This window comes from Pantoea sp. X85 (genome assembly GCF_029623675.1).
In the GTDB taxonomy this organism is placed as follows: Bacteria; Pseudomonadota; Gammaproteobacteria; order Enterobacterales; family Enterobacteriaceae; genus Pantoea; species Pantoea leporis.
The window spans coordinates 2,330,872-2,350,227 of the sequence record NZ_CP121108.1; the positions used below are offsets into that span (position 1 = coordinate 2,330,872).

18 protein-coding genes are annotated in these 19,356 nt (G+C 54.8%); 7 read left to right on the forward strand and 11 right to left on the reverse strand.

Annotated elements, in window-relative coordinates; all coding sequences use genetic code 11:
• The first annotated feature begins 98 nt into the window (after nt 1–98).
• On the forward strand, nt 99–1,277 hold the full coding sequence (gene purT, locus P6287_RS10865) for a formate-dependent phosphoribosylglycinamide formyltransferase (protein ID WP_192411688.1): 1,179 nt from the start codon (nt 99–101) through the stop codon (nt 1,275–1,277).
• 43 nt (nt 1,278–1,320) lie between these two features.
• On the opposite strand, the gene P6287_RS10870 is transcribed toward purT, so the two are convergent.
• Both P6287_RS10870 and zwf read right to left on the reverse strand, forming a co-directional pair.
• Complete coding sequence (locus P6287_RS10870; RefSeq protein ID WP_008110463.1) at nt 1,321–1,962, reverse strand: bifunctional 4-hydroxy-2-oxoglutarate aldolase/2-dehydro-3-deoxy-phosphogluconate aldolase; 642 nt, start codon at nt 1,960–1,962, stop codon at nt 1,321–1,323.
• 187 nt (nt 1,963–2,149) lie between these two features.
• Nucleotides 2,150–3,625 (reverse strand): glucose-6-phosphate dehydrogenase, encoded by a 1,476-nt coding sequence (gene zwf / locus P6287_RS10875; protein WP_064738913.1) that lies wholly within the window; start codon nt 3,623–3,625, stop codon nt 2,150–2,152.
• Between the two features lie 372 nt (nt 3,626–3,997).
• Between zwf and P6287_RS10880 the strand changes: the two genes are divergently transcribed.
• The 3 genes from P6287_RS10880 (at nt 3,998) to P6287_RS10890 (ending at nt 7,724) form a co-directional block, all read left to right on the forward strand.
• A complete protein-coding gene (locus P6287_RS10880) occupies nt 3,998–4,852 on the forward strand; it encodes a MurR/RpiR family transcriptional regulator (RefSeq protein WP_277973685.1) in 855 nt (284 codons plus the stop codon).
• Nucleotides 4,853–4,959: 107 nt separating this feature from the next.
• Entirely contained in the window at nt 4,960–6,402 is a 1,443-nt protein-coding gene (pyk, locus tag P6287_RS10885) for a pyruvate kinase (protein WP_101764163.1), read from the forward strand.
• A gap of 86 nt (nt 6,403–6,488) precedes the next feature.
• The gene (locus tag P6287_RS10890; protein WP_101764162.1) at nt 6,489–7,724 is read left to right on the forward strand and encodes an MFS transporter; all 1,236 of its coding nucleotides are present in this window, start codon (nt 6,489–6,491) and stop codon (nt 7,722–7,724) included.
• A 24-nt stretch (nt 7,725–7,748) separates the two neighbouring features.
• Here the strand turns inward: P6287_RS10890 and lpxM are convergent, their stop codons facing one another.
• The 3 genes from lpxM to znuA all read right to left on the reverse strand — a co-directional run bounded on the left by lpxM (nt 7,749) and on the right by znuA (nt 11,166).
• Nucleotides 7,749–8,726 carry a lauroyl-Kdo(2)-lipid IV(A) myristoyltransferase gene (lpxM, locus tag P6287_RS10895; RefSeq protein ID WP_277973686.1) on the reverse strand — a complete coding sequence of 326 codons (978 nt, stop codon included), beginning with the start codon at nt 8,724–8,726 and terminating at the stop codon, nt 7,749–7,751.
• 126 nt (nt 8,727–8,852) lie between these two features.
• Nucleotides 8,853–10,181 (reverse strand): murein DD-endopeptidase MepM, encoded by a 1,329-nt coding sequence (gene mepM, locus P6287_RS10900; RefSeq protein ID WP_271459670.1) that lies wholly within the window; start codon nt 10,179–10,181, stop codon nt 8,853–8,855.
• A 13-nt stretch (nt 10,182–10,194) separates the two neighbouring features.
• Entirely contained in the window at nt 10,195–11,166 is a 972-nt protein-coding gene (gene znuA, locus P6287_RS10905; protein WP_137385939.1) for a zinc ABC transporter substrate-binding protein ZnuA, read from the reverse strand.
• A 77-nt stretch (nt 11,167–11,243) separates the two neighbouring features.
• Here znuA and znuC point away from each other — a divergent pair, with 77 nt between their 5' ends.
• Nucleotides 11,244–11,999, forward strand: coding sequence for a zinc ABC transporter ATP-binding protein ZnuC (gene znuC / locus P6287_RS10910; protein ID WP_277973687.1), 756 nt, complete (start codon nt 11,244–11,246; stop codon nt 11,997–11,999).
• On the forward strand, nt 11,996–12,781 hold the full coding sequence (gene znuB / locus P6287_RS10915; RefSeq protein WP_101764158.1) for a zinc ABC transporter permease subunit ZnuB: 786 nt from the start codon (nt 11,996–11,998) through the stop codon (nt 12,779–12,781). Before znuC ends, znuB begins: the two co-directional genes overlap by 4 nt.
• A gap of 7 nt (nt 12,782–12,788) precedes the next feature.
• Here the strand turns inward: znuB and ruvB are convergent, their stop codons facing one another.
• From ruvB to aspS, 6 genes are all read right to left on the reverse strand, one after another.
• Nucleotides 12,789–13,793, reverse strand: a complete 1,005-nt coding sequence (gene ruvB / locus P6287_RS10920; protein WP_007889560.1) for a Holliday junction branch migration DNA helicase RuvB — start codon at nt 13,791–13,793, stop codon at nt 12,789–12,791.
• 8 nt (nt 13,794–13,801) lie between these two features.
• Nucleotides 13,802–14,416 (reverse strand): Holliday junction branch migration protein RuvA, encoded by a 615-nt coding sequence (ruvA, locus tag P6287_RS10925; protein WP_007889559.1) that lies wholly within the window; start codon nt 14,414–14,416, stop codon nt 13,802–13,804.
• A 92-nt stretch (nt 14,417–14,508) separates the two neighbouring features.
• A complete protein-coding gene (gene ruvC, locus P6287_RS10930) occupies nt 14,509–15,036 on the reverse strand; it encodes a crossover junction endodeoxyribonuclease RuvC (RefSeq protein ID WP_008110486.1) in 528 nt (175 codons plus the stop codon).
• Between the two features lie 37 nt (nt 15,037–15,073).
• Nucleotides 15,074–15,817, reverse strand: coding sequence for a YebC/PmpR family DNA-binding transcriptional regulator (locus P6287_RS10935; RefSeq protein WP_007889557.1), 744 nt, complete (start codon nt 15,815–15,817; stop codon nt 15,074–15,076).
• A 241-nt stretch (nt 15,818–16,058) separates the two neighbouring features.
• Nucleotides 16,059–16,490, reverse strand: a complete 432-nt coding sequence (gene nudB / locus P6287_RS10940; RefSeq protein ID WP_008110490.1) for a dihydroneopterin triphosphate diphosphatase — start codon at nt 16,488–16,490, stop codon at nt 16,059–16,061.
• Entirely contained in the window at nt 16,490–18,271 is a 1,782-nt protein-coding gene (gene aspS / locus P6287_RS10945) for an aspartate--tRNA ligase (RefSeq protein WP_277973688.1), read from the reverse strand. The genes nudB and aspS overlap by 1 nt, the downstream gene beginning before the upstream one ends.
• Before the next feature lie 231 nt (nt 18,272–18,502).
• Here aspS and P6287_RS10950 point away from each other — a divergent pair, with 231 nt between their 5' ends.
• Nucleotides 18,503–19,324, forward strand: coding sequence for a DUF72 domain-containing protein (locus P6287_RS10950; RefSeq protein WP_277973689.1), 822 nt, complete (start codon nt 18,503–18,505; stop codon nt 19,322–19,324).
• The last annotated feature ends 32 nt before the right edge of the window (nt 19,325–19,356 follow it).

The window sequence follows — 19,356 nt, forward strand, 5'->3', positions numbered from 1 at the left end:
AGCGGGAAAAGTATGGCAAACCTGATCGCGGCGAAAGCGTGAGTACGCAAACGTTTTCGTTTATACTGCGCGCGCATTTTGACTGCTAAGGTGAAATTATGACGACTCTCGGAACCGCGCTGCGCCCTGCCGCTACGCGTGTCATGCTGTTAGGTTCAGGCGAATTAGGCAAAGAAGTGGCACTTGAGTGCCAGCGTCTTGGTGTGGAAGTGATCGCGGTGGATCGTTACGCCGATGCTCCGGCGATGCACGTGGCGCATCGCAGCTATGTGATCAACATGCTGGACGGCGACGCGCTGGCCGCGCTGATTGCCGAGGAAAAGCCGCACTTCGTGGTACCAGAAATTGAAGCCATTGCCACCGAAAAACTGCTGGAGCTGGAAGCGCAAGGTCAGAAAGTGGTGCCGACCGCACGCGCCGCACGTCTGACCATGAACCGCGAAGGCATTCGCCGTCTGGCGGCGGAAGAGTTGTCCTTACCAACCTCGACTTACCAGTTTGCTGACAGCAAAGAGAATTTTGTGGCTGCGGCTGAGGCGATTGGATTCCCGTGCATCGTTAAGCCGGTGATGAGCTCATCAGGTAAAGGCCAGAGCTTTATTCGCGAAGCCAGCCAGCTGGAAAAAGCCTGGGATTATGCGCAGCAAGGCGGACGTGCCGGTGCGGGCCGCGTGATCGTTGAAGGCGTGGTGAAGTTTGATTTCGAAATCACCCTGCTGACCATCAGCGCAGTAGATGGCATTCACTTCTGCGCGCCGATTGGTCATCGTCAGGAAGATGGCGATTATCGTGAATCATGGCAGCCGCAGCAGATGAGTGAACTGGCGCTGCAACGCGCACAGGATATCGCCGCTAACGTGGTAAAAGCGCTCGGTGGATACGGCCTGTTTGGCGTGGAGCTGTTCGTGTGCGGTGATGAAGTGGTGTTCAGCGAAGTGTCACCGCGTCCGCATGATACCGGCATGGTCACGCTGATTTCGCAGGATCTGTCCGAGTTTGCGCTGCATGTGCGCGCTTTCCTCGGCCTGCCGATTGGCGGCATTCGTCAATACGGTCCCGCTGCGTCGGCAGTGATTTTGCCTGAGCTGAACAGCCAGAACGTCGTGTTCGGAAATATCGAAGCCGCGCTGGGTGCCGGATTGCAGCTGCGCCTGTTTGGTAAGCCGGAAATCGCCGGTCAGCGCCGATTAGGCGTGGCTTTGGCAACCGGTGAAAACACCGATGACGCTATCGCGCGCGCCGTGGCGAGTGCGGCAGCGGTAAAAGTGGTAGGTTAAGTAAGACTAAGTGGTCGCCATCAATGGCGACCGATTCATGAACTTATGCGCGAGCGCCTTCAACCGCTTCACGCGCCAGACGCGTAATACGATCCCAGTCACCGCTTTCCAACGCATCATTCGGTACCAGCCACGAACCGCCAATGCACAGCACGCTTTTCAGCGCCAGATAGTCTCGATAGTTGGCTGGCGAGATGCCGCCAGTTGGACAGAAACGCACCTGCGGGAACGGACCGCCAATCGCGGATAATGCTTTCACGCCACCATTGGCTTCCGCCGGGAAGAATTTGAACTCACGCAGGCCGTAATCCATGCCGGTCATCAGTTCTGAAACCGTGCTGATACCTGGAATCAATGGCACCGGACCTTCAACCGCGGCTTTCAGCAGCGATTCCGTCAATCCTGGGCTGATGACAAACTGCGCACCGGCGTCAGTGACTTCTTTCAGTTGCTGGGTGTTGATCACCGTGCCCGCACCGACAATCGCTTCCGGTACTTCTTTAATCATGGCACGCAGCGCGTCCATCGCCACCGGGGTACGCAGCGTCACTTCCAGCACGCGCACACCGCCAGCCACCAGCGCTTTCGCCATCGGCACCGCGTGTTCCAGCTTGTTCACCACAATGACCGGCACGACCGGGCCAGTTTTCAGGATCTGTTCAGCACTTGTTTTCCAGTTCTTCATCACGTTTCCTTAGTTGCATCAGCCCGGCGTTTAGCCACGCTGTCAATAATTGGGCTCTACCATACAAGATCGTCTGGAGCGGCGTCCATCGGATATCAGAATTTTTTGAAACTCTGGTTCACTTTTCAGAAAAATGAATTCTGGACGTAAAAAAGCCCGCACATTTGGCGGGCTCAATATTAGGTTTCTATTCGAACTCGTTCCAGGAACGGCCATCGCGAGTAATCATCGCGACAGAGGCAACCGGTCCCCATGTTCCCGCCTGATACGGCTTCGGCGCTTCGGCATCGGCGCTCCAGGCATCAATGATCGAATCCACCCAGCCCCACGCTGCTTCAACTTCATCACGACGCACAAACAGCGCCTGAATACCGCGCATGGTTTCCAGCAGCAGACGCTCGTAAGCATCGGCCAGATGCGACTGGTTGAAGGTTTCGGAGTAGCTCAAATCCAGCTTGGTGGTCTGCAGTTTATGCTTGTGGTCAAGTCCCGGCACTTTGTTCAGTATTTCGATATCCACGCCTTCGTCCGGCTGCAGACGAATGGTCAGCTTGTTCTGCGGCAGTTCAGCGTACGAATCCTTAAACAGGTTCATCTCAGGATTCTTGAAATACACCACCACTTCAGAGCATTTGGTTGGCAAGCGCTTGCCGGTACGCAGATAGAACGGCACACCAGCCCAACGCCAGTTATCGATATCCACGCGAATAGCAACAAAGCTTTCCGTGGCGCTCTGCTTGTTAGCGCCCTCTTCTTCCAGATAACCTGGCACTTTCTTGCCCTGCACAAAGCCGGCGGTGTACTGACCGCGTACGGTTTTCTCGCGCACGTTGGTTTGATCGATACGACGCAGTGAGCGCAGCACTTTCACTTTCTCATCACGAATCGCATCCGCGCTCAGATCGGACGGCGGCGACATGGCAATCATGGTGAGGATCTGCAACAGGTGGTTCTGAATCATGTCACGCATCTGGCCGGCTTTGTCGAAGTAACCCCAACGGCCTTCGATGCCCACCTCTTCTGCCACGGTGATCTGCACGTGATCGATGGTGCGATTGTCCCAGTTGTTGACGAAGATGGAGTTGGCAAAACGCAGCGCCAGCAGGTTGAGCACCGTCTCTTTACCGAGATAGTGGTCAATACGGAAAACCTGGCCTTCTTCGAAGTATTTGCCGACGCTGTCATTGATCTCTTGTGAGGTTTCCAATGAGGTGCCGAGCGGCTTTTCCATTACTACGCGTGCCGGTTTGGCGTTCAGCTTGGCGGCGCCCAGACCGTCGCAAATCGCGCCAAAGGTGCTTGGCGGCATGGCGAAGTAGTTAATGGTGACGCGGTTTTTCTGGTCAAGCATTTTGCCCAGTTTGGTGAAATGCGAGGTGTCATTTACGTCGAGGTTACAGAAGTCGAGACGGCTGCTGAGGGTGTCCCACAGCGCTTCATCGATCTTCTCTTTCATGAAGGTTTCCAGCGCTTCACGTACCACTTTGGTATACGCGGCTTTATCCCAATCCGCGCGACCCACGCCAATAATGCGAGTGGTTTCATGAATCTGACCGGCTTTTTCCAGCTGATACAGTGATGGCAACAGTTTACGGCGCGCGAGATCGCCTTTGGCACCGAAAATCACCAGATCGCATGCCTGGGCTGTTTGTGTAACCGCCATTTTCCTCTCCTCGTTGCAGGATATACCCGGCTTGAGCGTTCTCATCACGCCAGGTCCTTATTGTAATTTTCTTACAGCACAATGTACGTTTTTAGCGGGTTTAGGACAACCCGAACGCAGTGTTTTGCTGGCGTTAACTGTGAACGTAATAAAGGTGTTAAGTGTGTTGTAGCGTGCCATTTGAGCACATTTTCTGTTTCGATATTTGTCGTGGCAAAACACGTCAGCGATCAAAGTATCGCAAAAAAATCGCGTTTACATTTGTCCTCCGCTGCGTGCGAGGGGCTATTACACGGTATATTCTTGTGAATTGGCAGCGATTTCATTGATTGATGAACGCGAAAAAGTGATTGACGCTCATTAGGTTAAACCATGCTGGAACAGATTCAGGCGCAACTCGATGCGTTAAGCAAATCAGAACGTAAAGTCGCAGAGCAGATTCTTGCCGCGCCGCAACAGGCGATGCACTCCAGCATCGCCACGCTGGCACGCGCCGCTGACGTCAGCGAACCGACGGTGAATCGCTTCTGCCATCGTATGGGCACGCGCGGCTTTCCTGACTTCAAATTGCAACTCGCGCAGAGCCTGGTCAAAAGCCCGAACTGGGTGAGCCGCGATGTGGAAGAAAATGACAGTGTGGAAAGCTATAGCCACAAAATTTTTGATTCCGCATTAGCCGGCCTCAGCCGCATCCGCCAGCAACTCGACTCTCAGGTGATTCGTCAGGCGGTTCAGGCGCTGTCAAAGGCGCATAAAATTGCCTTTTTTGGCCTTGGTGCCTCCGCCGTGGTGGCACATGACGCCACCAATAAATTTTTGCGATTTAATCTGCCGGTCATCTGGTCAGAGGATATTGTGATCCAGCGCATGAGTTGCATAAATAGTGGTCCAAACGATGTGTTTGTTCTCATCTCACATACTGGTCGCACCAAAAATATGGTAGAACTGGCTCGCCTGGCGCGTGTAAACGCTTCCACTGTGCTGGCTATCACTTCTCCGGGTTCCCCGCTGGCGGCGGAAGCCACGCTGGCTTTGACGCTCGACGTACCCGAAGATACCGATATCTACCTGCCAATGGTTTCCCGCCTCGCACAATTAACCGTGATTGATGTTCTGGCGACAGGGTTTACCCTTGAGCGCGGCGCTGCTTTCCGTGAAAATTTAAAACGGGTGAAAGAAGCGCTGAAAGATTCACGCCTGGAGAAACAGGCGCAGGAAAATAATTAACATCACATTCACAATGTGAGTCGAATCACAGCCCATCGATCATATAGAATAGATGAACACTACGTGTCACTTGAGAGCGACACGATACTTTGCTAACGGAGTCCTTCATGTCCAGACGTCTCAGAAGAACCAAGATCGTTACAACCCTCGGTCCAGCCACCGATCGCGACAACAACCTCGAAAAAATCATCGCGGCGGGTGCTAACGTTGTACGACTCAACTTCTCCCACGGCACACCGGAAGATCATCAGCAGCGCGCCAATAAAGTCCGTGAAATCGCGGCGAAACTGGGTCGTCACGTAGCGATCCTTGGCGACCTGCAAGGCCCAAAAATTCGCGTATCGACCTTCAAAGAAGGCAAAGTGTTTCTCAACGTCGGCGATCGTTTCCTGCTGGATGCTGATTTAACCAAAGGCGAAGGCGATAAAGAAAAAGTCGGTATCGACTATAAAGGCCTGCCAGAAGATGTAGTGCCCGGCGATATCCTGCTGCTGGACGACGGTCGCGTGCAGCTGAAAGTGCTGGAAGTTCAGGGGGTAAAAGTGTTCACCGAAGTCACCGTCGGCGGCCCGCTCTCCAACAATAAAGGCATCAACAAACTCGGCGGCGGTCTCTCTGCCGATGCGCTGACCGAAAAAGACAAAGTTGATATCGTTACCGCCGCGAAAATCGGCGTGGATTATCTGGCGGTCTCCTTCCCGCGTAACGGCGAAGATATGAATTATGCCCGCCGTCTGGCGCGCGACGCCGGCTGCGACGCCAAATTGGTGGCGAAAGTAGAACGTGCTGAAGCCGTTGCCTCACAGGAAGCGATGGATGACATCATCCTCGCTTCTGACGTGGTGATGGTTGCACGTGGCGATTTGGGTGTGGAGATTGGCGATCCTGAGCTGGTGGGTATTCAGAAAGCGTTGATCCGTCGCGCTCGTCAGCTGAACCGCACCATCATCACCGCCACGCAGATGATGGAGTCGATGATTACCAATCCAATGCCAACGCGTGCCGAAGTCATGGACGTGGCGAACGCCGTGCTGGATGGTACCGATGCGGTGATGCTGTCGGCGGAAACCGCTGCTGGCCAGTATCCGGCTGAAACCGTCTCAGCGATGGCGAAAGTGTGCCTCGGCGCAGAGAAAATCCCGAGCGTTAACGTTTCTAAGCACCGCCTGGAAGTACAGTTCGATAACGTCGAAGAAGCGATTGCCATGTCGGCGATGTATGCTGCCAACCATCTGCAAGGGGTTTCAGCGATCATCACCATGACCGAATCGGGCCGTACCGCGCTGATGACCTCACGTATCACGTCCGGCTTGCCGATCTTCGCCATGTCACGTCACGAACGTACGCTGAATCTGACGGCGCTGTACCGTGGTGTTACGCCAGTGTTCTTCGACAGCAACAACGATGGTGTTGCTGCCGCGCACGATGCAGTGAATTTGCTGCGCGAAAAAGGTTTCCTGGTTTCAGGCGACCTGGTGATTGTCACCCAGGGCGACGTGATGTCGACCACCGGTACCACCAATACCAGCCGTGTACTGCGCGTAGATTAATACGCACCACCCACAGCGGCTGTAACAACATGGACAAACGCGACTGCCTGGCAGTCGCGTTTTTATTTTTTTGACAAGGAGGCCAGATGGCCCGCTATCAACCTATCACTCAACTCACCGGGCGCGTGCTGCTGTTCCCGCTCGCGCTGGTACTCTTCGAGTTCGCCACCTATATCGCGCATGACATGATTCAGCCCGGCATGCTGCTGGTGACGTCTGAATTCAGCGTCGGCCCGGAATGGGTTTCGACCTCGCTGACCGCGTATCTGATGGGCGGCGTGGTGCTGCAATGGCTGCTCGGTCCGCTCTCTGACAAATATGGCCGCCGGCCGGTGCTGCTGTTTGGCATCCTGTTCTTTGCCGCCGCCTGTATTCTGACAACGTGGGTGAGCAGCATTGAGGAGTTTGTCGCGCTGCGCTTTGTGCAGGGTATTAGCCTGTGCTTTATTGGCGCCGTCAGCTATGCAGCGGTGCAGGAAGCCTTTGACGAGGCGCTGGCAGTACGCATGATGGCGCTGATGGCCAACGTCGCGCTGCTGGCACCGCTCGCTGGTCCGCTGGCCGGAGCCGCGTGGCTCACCGTTGGCGAGTGGCGCAGCATGTTCTGGCTGTTTGCCATCTGCAGCGTGATTGCGTTTGCCCTGCTGTGGCGCGTCATGCCGGAAACCGCTGGCGATCGCAGTCACTCTATCGCCCTGCCAACGCTGGCGCGCGGCTATGCGCGTTTGGCGCGCGATCGTCAGGTGATGTACGGCTCCTTTGCCATTGGTTTGGTGTTTATTCCGATCCTGACGTGGGTAGCGCTGTCGCCAGTGATTCTGATGCACGATGAAGGATTGTCACGCATGCAGTATGCGCTGCTGCAGCTACCGGTGTTTCTGGCGATGATTGCCGGCAACATCACGCTCGGCAAACTGGCTGGACGCGTGCCGATTGAGCAGCCGGTGAAGTTTGCCGCCTGGCCGATTCTGATTGGTTTGAGTATTTCGCTGCTGGCTAATTTGCTCGATAGTCACACCTATCTGCTGCTGACCGCCGGGTTAAGCTTGTACGCTTTCGGCGCAGGCATGGTGAATGCCGGTCTGTACCGTTTGACGCTTTACTCCAGCAACGAAGGCAAAGGCAGCGTGGCGGCGATGCTCGGGATGATCAGTATTCTGACCTTAGCGGTAGGCATTGAGCTGGCGAAAAGTGGCTACTTCAGCGGCGGCACACCGTGGTTTAGCGGGATTAACTTCGCCGCTGGCGTGCTGTGGTTTGGTCTGGTGACCCTGTTCCTGCGCGAACGTAAACGTCGCAGTCACGTGGCGGCAATAGAATGATAAAGGGGCCAGACGGCCCCATGTTTATTTCCTACGAGGATAAAGATCTTTGCGCGCATAAGGTTCGATATCCCCTTCCTTACGCGTTTTCAGCAGCTTCAGAATCCAGGTGTACTGTTCTGGATGCGGGCGCACGAACACTTCAACTTCTTCATTCATGCGACGCGCAAGCGTATTGTCATCGGCATCCAGCAGGTCATCCATTGGCGGACGCACATAGATTTCCAGACGATGGGTTTCACTGTTGTACACCGGGAACAGCGGTACAACGCGAGCGCGACATACTTTCATCAGGCGGCCCACTGCGGGCAATGTGGCTTTGTAAGTAGCAAAGAAATCCACAAATTCGCTGTGTTCCGGGCCGTGATCCTGGTCCGGCAGATAATAGCCGTAATAACCCTGACGCACCGACGCGATAAACGGCTTAATGCCGTCATTTCGCGCATGCATACGGCCACCAAAACGGCGTCGCACGGTATTCCACAGATAATCCATTAACGGATCGCTTTGATTGTGGAACATCGCCGCCATCATCTGACCTTCAGACGCCAGCAGCATCGCTGGAATATCCACGCCCCAACCATGCGGCACCAGGAAAATGACATTTTCTTTATTGGCCTGCAGTTGCTCAATGATTTCCCGGCCGTACCAGTCAACACGCTTGCGCACATGCTCAGGATTACGCATGCCCAATTCGGCCATCATCGCCATCGCCTGCGGTGCGGTGGCAAACATACGATCAGCAATCTCTTCGCGCTGCGCTTCACTCAATTCCGGCAGGCAATAATAGAGATTGATCAGCGCACGGCGGCGCGCACTTTTCGCCAGCTTACCGGCGAACTTGCCCAATCCGCCCAGAATCGGATCGCGCACTTTAGCGGGAAGCAATGCCATGCCGGCCAGCGCGCCAACCGCCAACCAACTTCCCCAGTATTTCGGCTTAAAAAAAGAACGTTGAAAAACGGGAATAAACTCGCTGTTATTTTTCTTTCGGGTTTCCATGCACTCGCCTCTGACAATGACCGGTCAATAATAGTGACGGTGGTTAATTTTGCAATCTTCATGCGCCAGATAGCAAAAAACCGACGAAGAATCCGTCGGTTTTTAAGTGTTATGCGCAATTATGCGCTATTTCAGCGTCAACTGCGGCAACCAGGTTTTGACTTGCGCCATGTAAGTGCTGCGATCTTTACCCGTCAGACCCTCCATGCGCGGCAGTTTTGCAGTCAATGGATTCACCGCCTGATTGTTGATCCATACTTCATAATGCAAATGCGGACCGGTCGAACGTCCGGTGTTACCCGACAACGCAATACGATCGCCGCGTTTCACTTTTTGCCCCGGTTTCACCAACGCTTTACTCAGGTGCATATAACGCGTCATGTACTGACGACCGTGACGAATTGCTACGTAATTCCCGGCAGCACCGCCGTTTTTCGCCATCACCACTTCACCATCGCCCACGGCTAACACAGGCGTACCAATAGGCAGCGCGAAATCGACACCTTTATGCGGTGCAATGCGGCCGGTTACCGGATTAAGGCGACGCGGATTGAAGTTGGAAGAGACACGATACTGCTTAACCGTAGGGAAACGCATAAAGCCACGCGCTAAACCAGACGCGTTGCGATCGTAGAACTTGCCGTCTTCCGCACGGAACGCGTAGTAGTCTTTACCGCCGGTGCGTAAACGCACGCCAAGCAATTGGCTTTGGGCACTTTTGCCATCGAGCATTTCACGAGACATCAGCACACTGAAGTCATCACCGGCGCGTAGTTTGCGGAAATCCATCTGCCACTGCATCGCTTTGATGACGTTGCTGGTTTCTGCGCTGGTTAAACCCGCACGCTGGGCACTGGCAGCAAAACTGCCGCGCACTTCACCTTTCAGTACGTTGTTTTGCCACTCACCCTTTTGCAGCTCCTGCTGCATCTTAAAGCTGCCGTTGTCGGCGCGCTGATAAGTACGGGTTTCACGACGATCAATTTCCCAGCTGAAGGTTTGCAGTTGTCCATCAGTATCCAGCGTCCAGCTCAGTTGCTGACCAACGCGCATGTTGCGCAGATCTTTATCGCTACTGACTAATGCGTTGATATCGCCCATCTCAATACCGTACTGATTTAACGCGCTGCTCAGCGTATCACCTGAAGAGACGGTGTACTCATGTACGTTGGGATTGTCCGGAACGTCATTATCAATGTCGTCAGCAGGAATATCGTCGGACGGTTCTTCCGTTGTCTGGTCAATCGGCTCGCTGGCTTCGGGCAAAAGCGTGCGCAGTTCGTCTTTATCCAACGTAATGGTTTTCACGATGGGGGCAACATCACGCGGATGGTAAACGTAAGGCCGCCATACTGCGACGGCCAATGTGACAACGGTTAATGAACCCAGCATAACGCGGTGGGGGCGCGGCAAATTGTTAAATGCGAGGGCGACAGAGCGGGCTATCTGCTGCACTTTTACCTATTCCTCATGCTCCATTCAGGCAGCTCGCATACTGGCTCGACAGCTGTGAAAGAAATTTCACGTAGCTGTCTTTGGATAAGCTGATGTCCATACCCAACGGATCTAACGTGCCTTTACGTACGGAAGTTCCACGGGACACGGCATCGATGACGGCCGGTCTGAATTGTGGTTCAGCGAAAACGCAAACGGCTTTCTGCTCAACCAACTGTGTTCGTATTTGATGTAAACGCTGGGCGCCCGGCTGGATTTCAGGATTGACGGTAAAATGACCTAAAGGTGACAAACCGTAATGTTTTTCAAAGTAGCTGTAAGCATCGTGAAAAACGAAATAACCCTTGTTCCGCACAGGCGCGAGTTGCGCGCCGATGTGTTTGTCTGCATCGGCTAATTCTGCCTTAAATTCCTGCAGATTAGCGTCAAGTTTGGCTTTGCTTTGCGGCATAAGTTCCAATAATTTTCCATGGATTGCAACCGCAGATTGTAAGGCCATGTCAGGGGACATCCACAGGTGCATATTAAACTGTCCGTGGTGGTGATGCGCATGAGACCCGTCCTGGTCTTCGGAATTTTCTGAGTCGTGATCGTGATCGTGACCATGCTCATGTTCCTCATCTTCATCATCGCCGCTAATCAATAGCGGTTTTATGCCCGGCAATGCGGCAATTTCGAGGTTTTTACTGGCAGGTAATTCGGCCGCTGACTTAGTAAGAAAGGCTTCCATCTCTGGGCCTGTCCACACCACTAAGTCTGCGTTTTTAATACGTTTTACATCAGAGGGACGCAAGGCATAATCATGCTCTGAGGCGCCATCAGGCAGCAATACTTCAACCGGCGTAATACCCTCTGCGATAGCCGCTGCGATAAATCCGATAGGTTTGATTGAAGCGACAACTGCGGAGTGCGCGGGTAATGCGCTTGCCGCGCCAATTGCCGCAGCAGTAAGGGTGAAAATCAGGCGCTTTTTATTGTGTAACATAATACGTCATTCCATCGTGACCCGTTGATGGAATGTGATATTATAACATTCGAAATTCAATGCAACCCGTAAATAACATGTCGCCACTTGTTACCCTTGAAAACATTTCTGTGAAGTTCTCCCAGCGTCCGGTGCTTGCAGGTATTAGCCTCGCACTTGAGCCGGGGAAAATTCTCACCCTGCTCGGCCCGAACGGCGCCGGTAAATCCACGCTGGTTCGCGCGGTGTTGGGGCTACTCAAACCCACCAGCGGCAGCGTCACGCGCGCCGCTGATTTGCGTATCGGCTACGTGCCGCAAAAACTGCACATCGACCCAACGTTGCCGATCACCGTGGAACGCTTTATGCGCCTGTCGCGCGGCACCAAACGCGATGCCATTTTGCCGGCGCTCAAGCGCGTGCAGGCCGGGCATCTGCTGCATGCAACGCTGCAAAAACTTTCCGGCGGTGAGACACAACGTGTTTTGCTGGCGCGTGCATTACTCAATGAACCGCAGCTTTTGGTACTGGATGAGCCGACACAAGGCGTTGATGTCAACGGCCAGGTCGCGCTGTACGATTTGATCGATCAGCTGCGTCGCGAACTGAACTGCGGTGTGCTGATGGTTTCACACGACCTGCATCTGGTGATGGCGAAAACCGACGAAGTGCTGTGTCTCAACCATCACATCTGCTGTTCCGGCACGCCGGAAGCGGTGTCACAACATCCCGAGTTTATTGCGATGTTTGGCCCACGCGGCGCGCAGCAGCTGGCGATTTATCGTCATCATCATAATCACCGTCACGATTTACAGGGACGCATTGTTCTGCGCAAGGGAAATGGCCCGTCATGATTGAACTGTTATTACCTGGCTGGCTGGGCGGCGTGTTGCTGGCGCTGGCGGCCGGTCCACTTGGCTCGTTTGTGGTTTGGCGCCGCATGTCTTACTTCGGCGATACACTCGCGCATGCGTCCTTACTGGGCGTGGCGTTTGGTTTGCTGCTCAACGTGAATCCTTACTATGCGGTGATTTTGGTGACCGTGTGTCTGGCGTTGGGATTGGTGTGGCTGGAGCGACGCCCGCATCTGGCTATTGATACGCTGCTCGGCATTATGGCGCACAGTGCGCTGTCGCTGGGTTTAGTGGTCGTCAGTCTGATGCAAGGCGTGCGTGTCGATCTGATGGCTTACCTGTTTGGCGATCTGCTGGCGGTGACGCCCGATGATTTGTGGATGATGGGCGGCGGCGTGGCGATTGTACTGGCGGTGATGGCGTGGCAGTGGAATTCGCTGTTGTCGATGACCATTAGCCCGGAGCTGGCGCAGGTGGATGGCGTTAACATTCAGCGCACGCGTTTGATGTTGATGCTGGTCACCGCATTAACCATCGGCGTAGCGATGAAGTTTGTCGGTGCTTTGATTATTACGTCGTTGCTGATTATCCCGGCGGCGACGGCACGTCGCTTCTCGCGCTCGCCGGAACAGATGGCCGGTTTTGCGGTAATTGCCGGTATTATCGCAGTGACCGGTGGACTGACCTTCTCCGCCAGCTACGATACGCCAGCCGGTCCTTCAGTGGTGTTATGCGCGGCAGTATTGTTCATCATTAGCATGGCAAAAAAACCGGCGGCATAACGCCGGTTTACTCTTCGCGACTGATACCAAAGTGTTTGTAAGCATGCTGCGTGGCCATCCGGCCACGCGGCGTGCGTTGAATAAATCCTTGCTGGATCAGGAAGGGTTCAATCACATCCTCAATAGTTTCCCGCTCTTCGCCAATCGCCGCTGCCAGGTTATCTAAGCCAACCGGACCACCCGAGAACTTATCGATAATCGCCAGCAGCAGTTTGCGGTCCATATAATCAAAACCCTGACTGTCGACGTTAAGCATATCTAGCGCGCTGGCTGATACTTCGCCGCTCAGATTGCCGTTGGCGCGCACTTCCGCAAAGTCACGCACGCGGCGCAGCAGGCGGTTAGCGATACGCGGCGTTCCGCGTGCACGACGCGCTATCTCCAGCGCGCCCTCTTCGCTCAGCGCCAGGCCAAGACAGGCCGCGCTACGACCCACGATATGCTGCAGATCGGGCACGTTATAGAACTCAAGGCGCTGCACGATGCCGAAACGGTCGCGCAGCGGCGAAGTTAAAGAACCGGCGCGCGTCGTGGCACCAATCAGGGTAAACGGCGGCAGATCGAGCTTAATCGAACGCGCTGCCGGACCTTCACCAATCATGATATCCAGCTGATAATCTTCCATCGCTGGATACAGCACTTCTTCCACCACTGGCGACAGTCGATGGATCTCATCAATAAACAGCACATCATGCGGTTCGAGGTTAGTGAGCATCGCCGCCAGATCGCCGGCTTTTTCCAGCACCGGGCCGGACGTGGTGCGCAGATTGACGCCCATTTCGTTAGCGACGATGTTAGCCAGCGTGGTTTTACCCAGTCCCGGCGGGCCGAAAATCAGCAGATGATCGAGTGCATCGCCACGCAGTTTCGCAGCCTGGATGAAAATCTCCATTTGCTCGCGCACCTGCGGCTGGCCAACATATTCCGTGAGCAGCTTGGGACGAATGGCACGGTCGAGCGTTTCTTCTTCATTAAAGGAACTGCCCGAGACCAGACGATCGGCTTCAATCATGCTTTACCTCAAATAGCTGCGCGCAGGGCTTCACGAATCAGGGTTTCGCAATCCGCATCCGGTTTACCGACTTTGCTGATCATACGGCTGGCTTCCTGCGGTTTATAGCCCAGAGCCACCAGCGCTGAAACCGCTTCGGCTTCAGCATCGTTATTGTCTTGTGCAGCGGATGGCGTGGTCAACGTAAAGGTTGAATCACCACCAAACAGATCGCCGTGCATGCCGATAAAGCGGTCTTTCATCTCCACAATCAAACGCTCGGCGGTTTTTTTACCCACGCCCGGCAGTTTGATCAGCGAGGCAATCTCTTGTCGCTCAACGGCGGTCACGAACTGCTGGGCTGACATGCCAGACAGAATTGCCAGCGCCAGTTTTGGCCCAACGCCATTCACCTTCACCAGCTCGCGGAACAGCGTGCGTTCCTGCTTGTTATTGAAACCGAACAGCAGTTGCGCATCTTCGCGTACCACAAACTGCGTAAAGATAATCGCTTCCTGATTGATCTCCGGCAGCTCGTAAAAGCAGGTCATTGGCATGTGCACTTCATAACCGACACCGTGCGCCTCAATCAACACCAGCGGCGGCTGTTTTTCCAGAATGTTGCCTCGTAAACGACCAATCACCTGAGCAATTCCTTAATCTGATAAGTAAGCCTGTTTATATACCATAAAAAAGGCTGGATGAATATCCAGCCTCATACTGCGTTTCGTTTCCGCTAACCCGATCGCATACGTCCGCGCGTCATCACCAGTTTCGTATCGCTGATACGCGCCGCGTTTTGGCTCATATGGCAATGCGTAATGGCGATGGCCAGCGCATCGGCGGCATCCGCCTGCGGATTGGCTGGCAGTTTTAGCAAGGTTCGTACCATATGCTGCACCTGACTTTTCTCTGCGCCGCCGGTACCGGTAACGGTTTGCTTCACCTGGCGCGCCGCATATTCAAACACCGGCAAATCATGATTCACCGCCGCGACAATCGCCGCACCGCGCGCCTGGCCCAGCTTCAGCGCTGAGTCCGCATTCTTGGCCATAAATACCTGCTCGATGGCGAAATAGTCGGGTGAGAACTGGGTGATAATTTCGCTGACGCCCGCGTAGATCAGTTTGAGGCGCGTCGGCAGATCGGTGACGCTGGTGCGGATACAGCCGCTGCCCAAATAGGTAAGCTGGCGGCCGGTTTGGCGAATAACACCGTAACCGGTGACGCGCGAGCCGGGATCGATCCCGAGAATTATCGCCACGGCGCGTCTCCGGTGAGTGGGGTTTTAAGCAACGCCATTACAGCGTTTCTGCGATCTCATCAGAGATTTCACCGTTATGGTAAACTTCCTGCACGTCGTCACAGTCTTCCAGCATGTCGATCAGGCGCAGCAGTTTCGGCGCGGTTTCGGCATCCATTTCGGCTTTAGTGGAAGGGATCATCGAGACTTCAGCCGAGTCGGCTTTCAGACCGCCCGCTTCCAGCGCATCACGCACCGCACCCATCTCTTCCCACGCGGTAAAGACATCAATCGCGCCGTCGTCATAGGCCACAACGTCTTCTGCACCTGCTTCCAGCGCCGCTTCCATCACCGCATCTTCGTCCTGACCTGGCGCGAAGGAGATTACGCCCTTCTTGCTGAACAGGTAAGAAACCGAACCGTCGGTACCGAGGTTGCCGCCGGTTTTGGTGAAGGCATGACGCACTTCGCCCACGGTACGGTTGCGGTTGTCGCTCAGGCACTCAATCATCACTGCTGAGCCGCCCGGGCCGTAACCTTCATAAATGATGGTTTCCATGTTGGAATCATCTTCACCGCCCACGCCGCGTGCGATGGCACGGTTCATGGTGTCGCGCGTCATGTTGTTAGACAGCGCTTTGTCCATCGCTGCGCGCAGACGTGGATTAGAACCCGCATCGCCACCGCCCAGTTTCGCGGCGGTGACCAGCTCACGAATGATTTTGGTGAAGATTTTACCGCGCTTAGCGTCCTGAGCAGCTTTACGATGCTTGGTGTTCGCCCATTTACTGTGTCCAGCCATCTTACTTTATCTCCGATCTTTTACTGGGTGCAGGCTATCTTACTTGCGATCTTGTCCCCCGGCAGTGCTCGCAATCCTCACGTACATAAGTACGCTCCGGTTGCTGTGCGCTGGCGGTGAACAACCTCGCGGCGCCGATTACGCCTGACTGTTCGATATTGTTCGGTGCGTTCATTGAAAACTCACCAGATTCATAAAACTTAATGCATTCGCCACCGGAAAAACGCGCGGCGGCAAGCATTCAGATAAATTCTTCAATCGCCTGGCGGTTACTCCAGGACTTGGTGAGGGCTGCGGCAGCGGCGGGTTCGAGCCAGCGCGCGGCAAGATGCTCGGTGAGCAGCAGGTCGCGTTCTGCGGGTATAGCCAACCTGAACCAGTGTTCGCGATTGTGCGTGGTGCCCGGTGCGTAACGATGGCGATAGTGCGGGAAGATCTCAAACTCAATTTGCTTGTGGCAATCGTCCAGCACTAACTTTTCGTGCGCAATATCGATGGCGAGTTCTTCTAACACTTCGCGCTGAGCTGCCTGGCGCGGGGTTTCGCCCGCTTCCAGGCTGCCAGTGACCGATTGCCAGAAGCTGTCATCATCACGTCGCTGCAGCATTAACACCCGGCCGGTATCGCGGGCAAAAATCACCACCAGCACCGAAACCGGATGTTTAAAGCCCATTATTTGTTCTCTGTTTTTTCTTTCTTCGGTGCCACCATAATGCCGAGGTCCAGCAACGCAGCGGGATTCGCTTCGCTTGGGGCTTCGGTCATCATGCACGCGGCGGCGGTCGTTTTCGGGAACGCGATCACATCACGGATGTTATCGGTGCCGGTCAACAGCATGGTCAGACGATCCAGGCCGAACGCCAGGCCGGCGTGCGGCGGCGTACCGTATTTCAGTGCGTCGAGCAGGAAGCCAAACTTCTCACGCTGCTCTTCTTCGGTGATGCCGAGGATGCTGAATACCGTCTGCTGCATTTTACCATTATGAATACGTACGGAACCGCCACCCACTTCGTAGCCGTTAATCACCATATCGTAGGCATTCGCTACCGCTTGTACCGGATCGGTTGCCAGCTGTTCTGCGCTCAGGTCTTTCGGCGACGTGAACGGATGGTGCATCGCTGCCAGGCCGCCCTCTTCATCTTCCTCAAACATTGGGAAGTCGATCACCCACAGCGGCGCCCAGGCTTTGTCATCAGTAATCTGCAGATCGCGGCCCACTTTCAGACGCAGCGCGCCCAGCGCATCCGCCACCACTTTGGCGCGGTCCGCACCGAAGAAGATCAGGTCGCCATCTTGGGCGCCAGTACGGTTGAGAATGTCTTCAACGATTTCTGCGCTGAGGAACTTGGCAACCGGGCTTTGTACACCTTCGAAGCCTTTCGCGCGTTCGTTGATCTTCATCCACGCCAAACCTTTGGCGCCATAGATTTTGACAAATTCGCCATACTCATCAATTTGCTTACGCGTCAGCGCTGCACCGCCCGGTACGCGCAGGGCAGCCACGCGGCCTTTGGCATCATTGGCTGGGCCAGCAAACACCTGGAATTCTACGTTTTTCAGCAGATCGGCAACGTCGACCAGCTCCATTGGGTTACGCAGGTCTGGCTTATCTGAGCCGTAACGGTTCATCGCTTCCGCAAAAGTCATCTGCGGGAAGTCACCGAGATCCACGCCTTTGATATCGATCCACAGTTCACGAATCAGACGTTCCATCTTTTCACGCACCTGCTCTGCGGTCATGAAAGAGGTCTCCACGTCGATCTGGGTGAATTCTGGCTGACGATCGGCACGCAGATCTTCGTCACGAAAACACTTAACGATCTGATAGTAGCGGTCAAAACCCGACATCATCAGCAGCTGTTTGAACAGCTGTGGCGACTGCGGCAGCGCGTAGAACTTGCCTTTATGCACGCGGCTTGGCACCAGATAGTCACGCGCGCCTTCAGGCGTGGCTTTGGTCAGCATCGGCGTTTCGATATCGAGGAAACCCTGGTCGTCCATAAAGCGACGCACGAAGCTGGTAATTTTAGCGCGGGTTTTCAAACGCTGCGCCATTTCCGGACGACGCAGGTCCAGGTAACGATAGGTCAGGCGCGCTTCTTCGCTGTTGACCTGGTTAGAGTCCAGCGGCAGCGGTTCAGCGCGGTTGATGATATTCAGCTCGTGGGCAAACACTTCCACTTCGCCGGTCGCCATATCGCTGTTTTTGTTCTTTTCGTCACGTGCACGCACGGTGCCGGTGATCTGGATACAGAATTCGTTACGCAGCTCAGATGCCAGCTGGAAAGCGTCCTGACGATCGGCATCAAAGAACACCTGCGCGATACCTTCACGGTCACGCATATCGATAAAAATCAGGCTACCCAGATCGCGACGGCGATTTACCCAGCCGCAGAGAGTGACTTGCTGACCCACGTGAGACAGATTGAGCTGTCCGCAATATTCTGTACGCATAACGTATCCTTTTAACTTCGCCGCTGCTGCCAAACAGCATCAGGCCGCGTAACCTTCTGAGATGCTGTCGCAAAAAAGGCGACTATTATAATGGAAAAACCCAGGCAGGATAAGTGGAGCCCGATCAAAGCGGACAAAACATTATGCTTTATCGCGCTGTTTTTCCTGCCGACATCAAAACAGGTTACATTAAGCCGCCCTTTCCCGCCCTAAAGGATTCAGGAGTTCGCGTTGACACTTCGTATTGGATTACCGCAATGGCAGCACGCGCAATGGAAACAGTTCGGTATTGAGACCTTAGCCGATTACGCGCAGCTGTTTGGTTGTGTGGAGGGCAATACCACGTTGTATGCGCTGCCAAAGCCGGAAGTGGTGCTGCGCTGGCGCGACATGACGCACGACGATTTCCGTTTCTGCTTCAAGTTTCCCGAAAGCATCAGCCATAAAGCGGCGCTGCGCGACTGTGATGAGTTGCTGAATGAGTTTTTCCGTCTGCTCGATCCGCTCAGCACGCGCATCGGTCAATACTGGCTGCAGCTGCCGGCAGCGTTTTCACCGGCTCAGCTCGGCGATTTGTGGTCTTTTCTCGATAGTTTGCCGCGCAATTTCCGTTATGGCGTCGAGGTGCGGCATCAGGCATTTTTCGCCAAAGGTGATGCTGAACGCGCGCTGAATCGCGGTTTGCTGGAGCGTCAAATTAATCGGGTGATGCTGGATAGTCGTCCGGTGCATGCCTCCACCTCACAGTCGGCCGCAGCGGTGCACGCTCGATCGCAAAAGCCGCGCGTGCCGCTGCATGTGGTGCGTACCGGTGCGCAACCGATGGTGCGTTTCATTGGCAGTGATAGCGTGGCGGAGAGCGTGCCGCTGTTTCAGCCGTGGCACAGCAAGCTGCAAGCGTGGCAGCGGGATAGCGATCCGCTGCTGTTTATCCATACGCCGGATATGGGCGAGGTGTTTCCGCTGCTTCAGGCGTTGTGGCCACAGTTACAGCAGCTGGAACCAACCTTACGCGATCTGCCCGACTGGCCGCAGCAATCGAGCCTGTTCTAGACGCAACGCAAAGGGTGCAGCCTGCCCGCGTT

Coding starts and splice junctions, on each gene's coding strand:
- P6287_RS10870 (WP_008110463.1), bottom strand. CDS start 1,962: ATGAAGAACTGGAAAACAAGTGCTGAACAGATCCTGAAAACTGGCCCG.
- P6287_RS10880 (WP_277973685.1), top strand. CDS start 3,998: ATGCTGGAACAGATTCAGGCGCAACTCGATGCGTTAAGCAAATCAGAA.
- purT (WP_192411688.1), top strand. CDS start 99: ATGACGACTCTCGGAACCGCGCTGCGCCCTGCCGCTACGCGTGTCATG.
- lpxM (WP_277973686.1), bottom strand. CDS start 8,726: ATGGAAACCCGAAAGAAAAATAACAGCGAGTTTATTCCCGTTTTTCAA.
- znuC (WP_277973687.1), top strand. CDS start 11,244: ATGTCGCCACTTGTTACCCTTGAAAACATTTCTGTGAAGTTCTCCCAG.
- zwf (WP_064738913.1), bottom strand. CDS start 3,625: ATGGCGGTTACACAAACAGCCCAGGCATGCGATCTGGTGATTTTCGGT.
- ruvB (WP_007889560.1), bottom strand. CDS start 13,793: ATGATTGAAGCCGATCGTCTGGTCTCGGGCAGTTCCTTTAATGAAGAA.
- P6287_RS10935 (WP_007889557.1), bottom strand. CDS start 15,817: ATGGCTGGACACAGTAAATGGGCGAACACCAAGCATCGTAAAGCTGCT.
- P6287_RS10890 (WP_101764162.1), top strand. CDS start 6,489: ATGGCCCGCTATCAACCTATCACTCAACTCACCGGGCGCGTGCTGCTG.
- znuB (WP_101764158.1), top strand. CDS start 11,996: ATGATTGAACTGTTATTACCTGGCTGGCTGGGCGGCGTGTTGCTGGCG.
- nudB (WP_008110490.1), bottom strand. CDS start 16,490: ATGGGCTTTAAACATCCGGTTTCGGTGCTGGTGGTGATTTTTGCCCGC.
- znuA (WP_137385939.1), bottom strand. CDS start 11,166: ATGTTACACAATAAAAAGCGCCTGATTTTCACCCTTACTGCTGCGGCA.
- pyk (WP_101764163.1), top strand. CDS start 4,960: ATGTCCAGACGTCTCAGAAGAACCAAGATCGTTACAACCCTCGGTCCA.
- aspS (WP_277973688.1), bottom strand. CDS start 18,271: ATGCGTACAGAATATTGCGGACAGCTCAATCTGTCTCACGTGGGTCAG.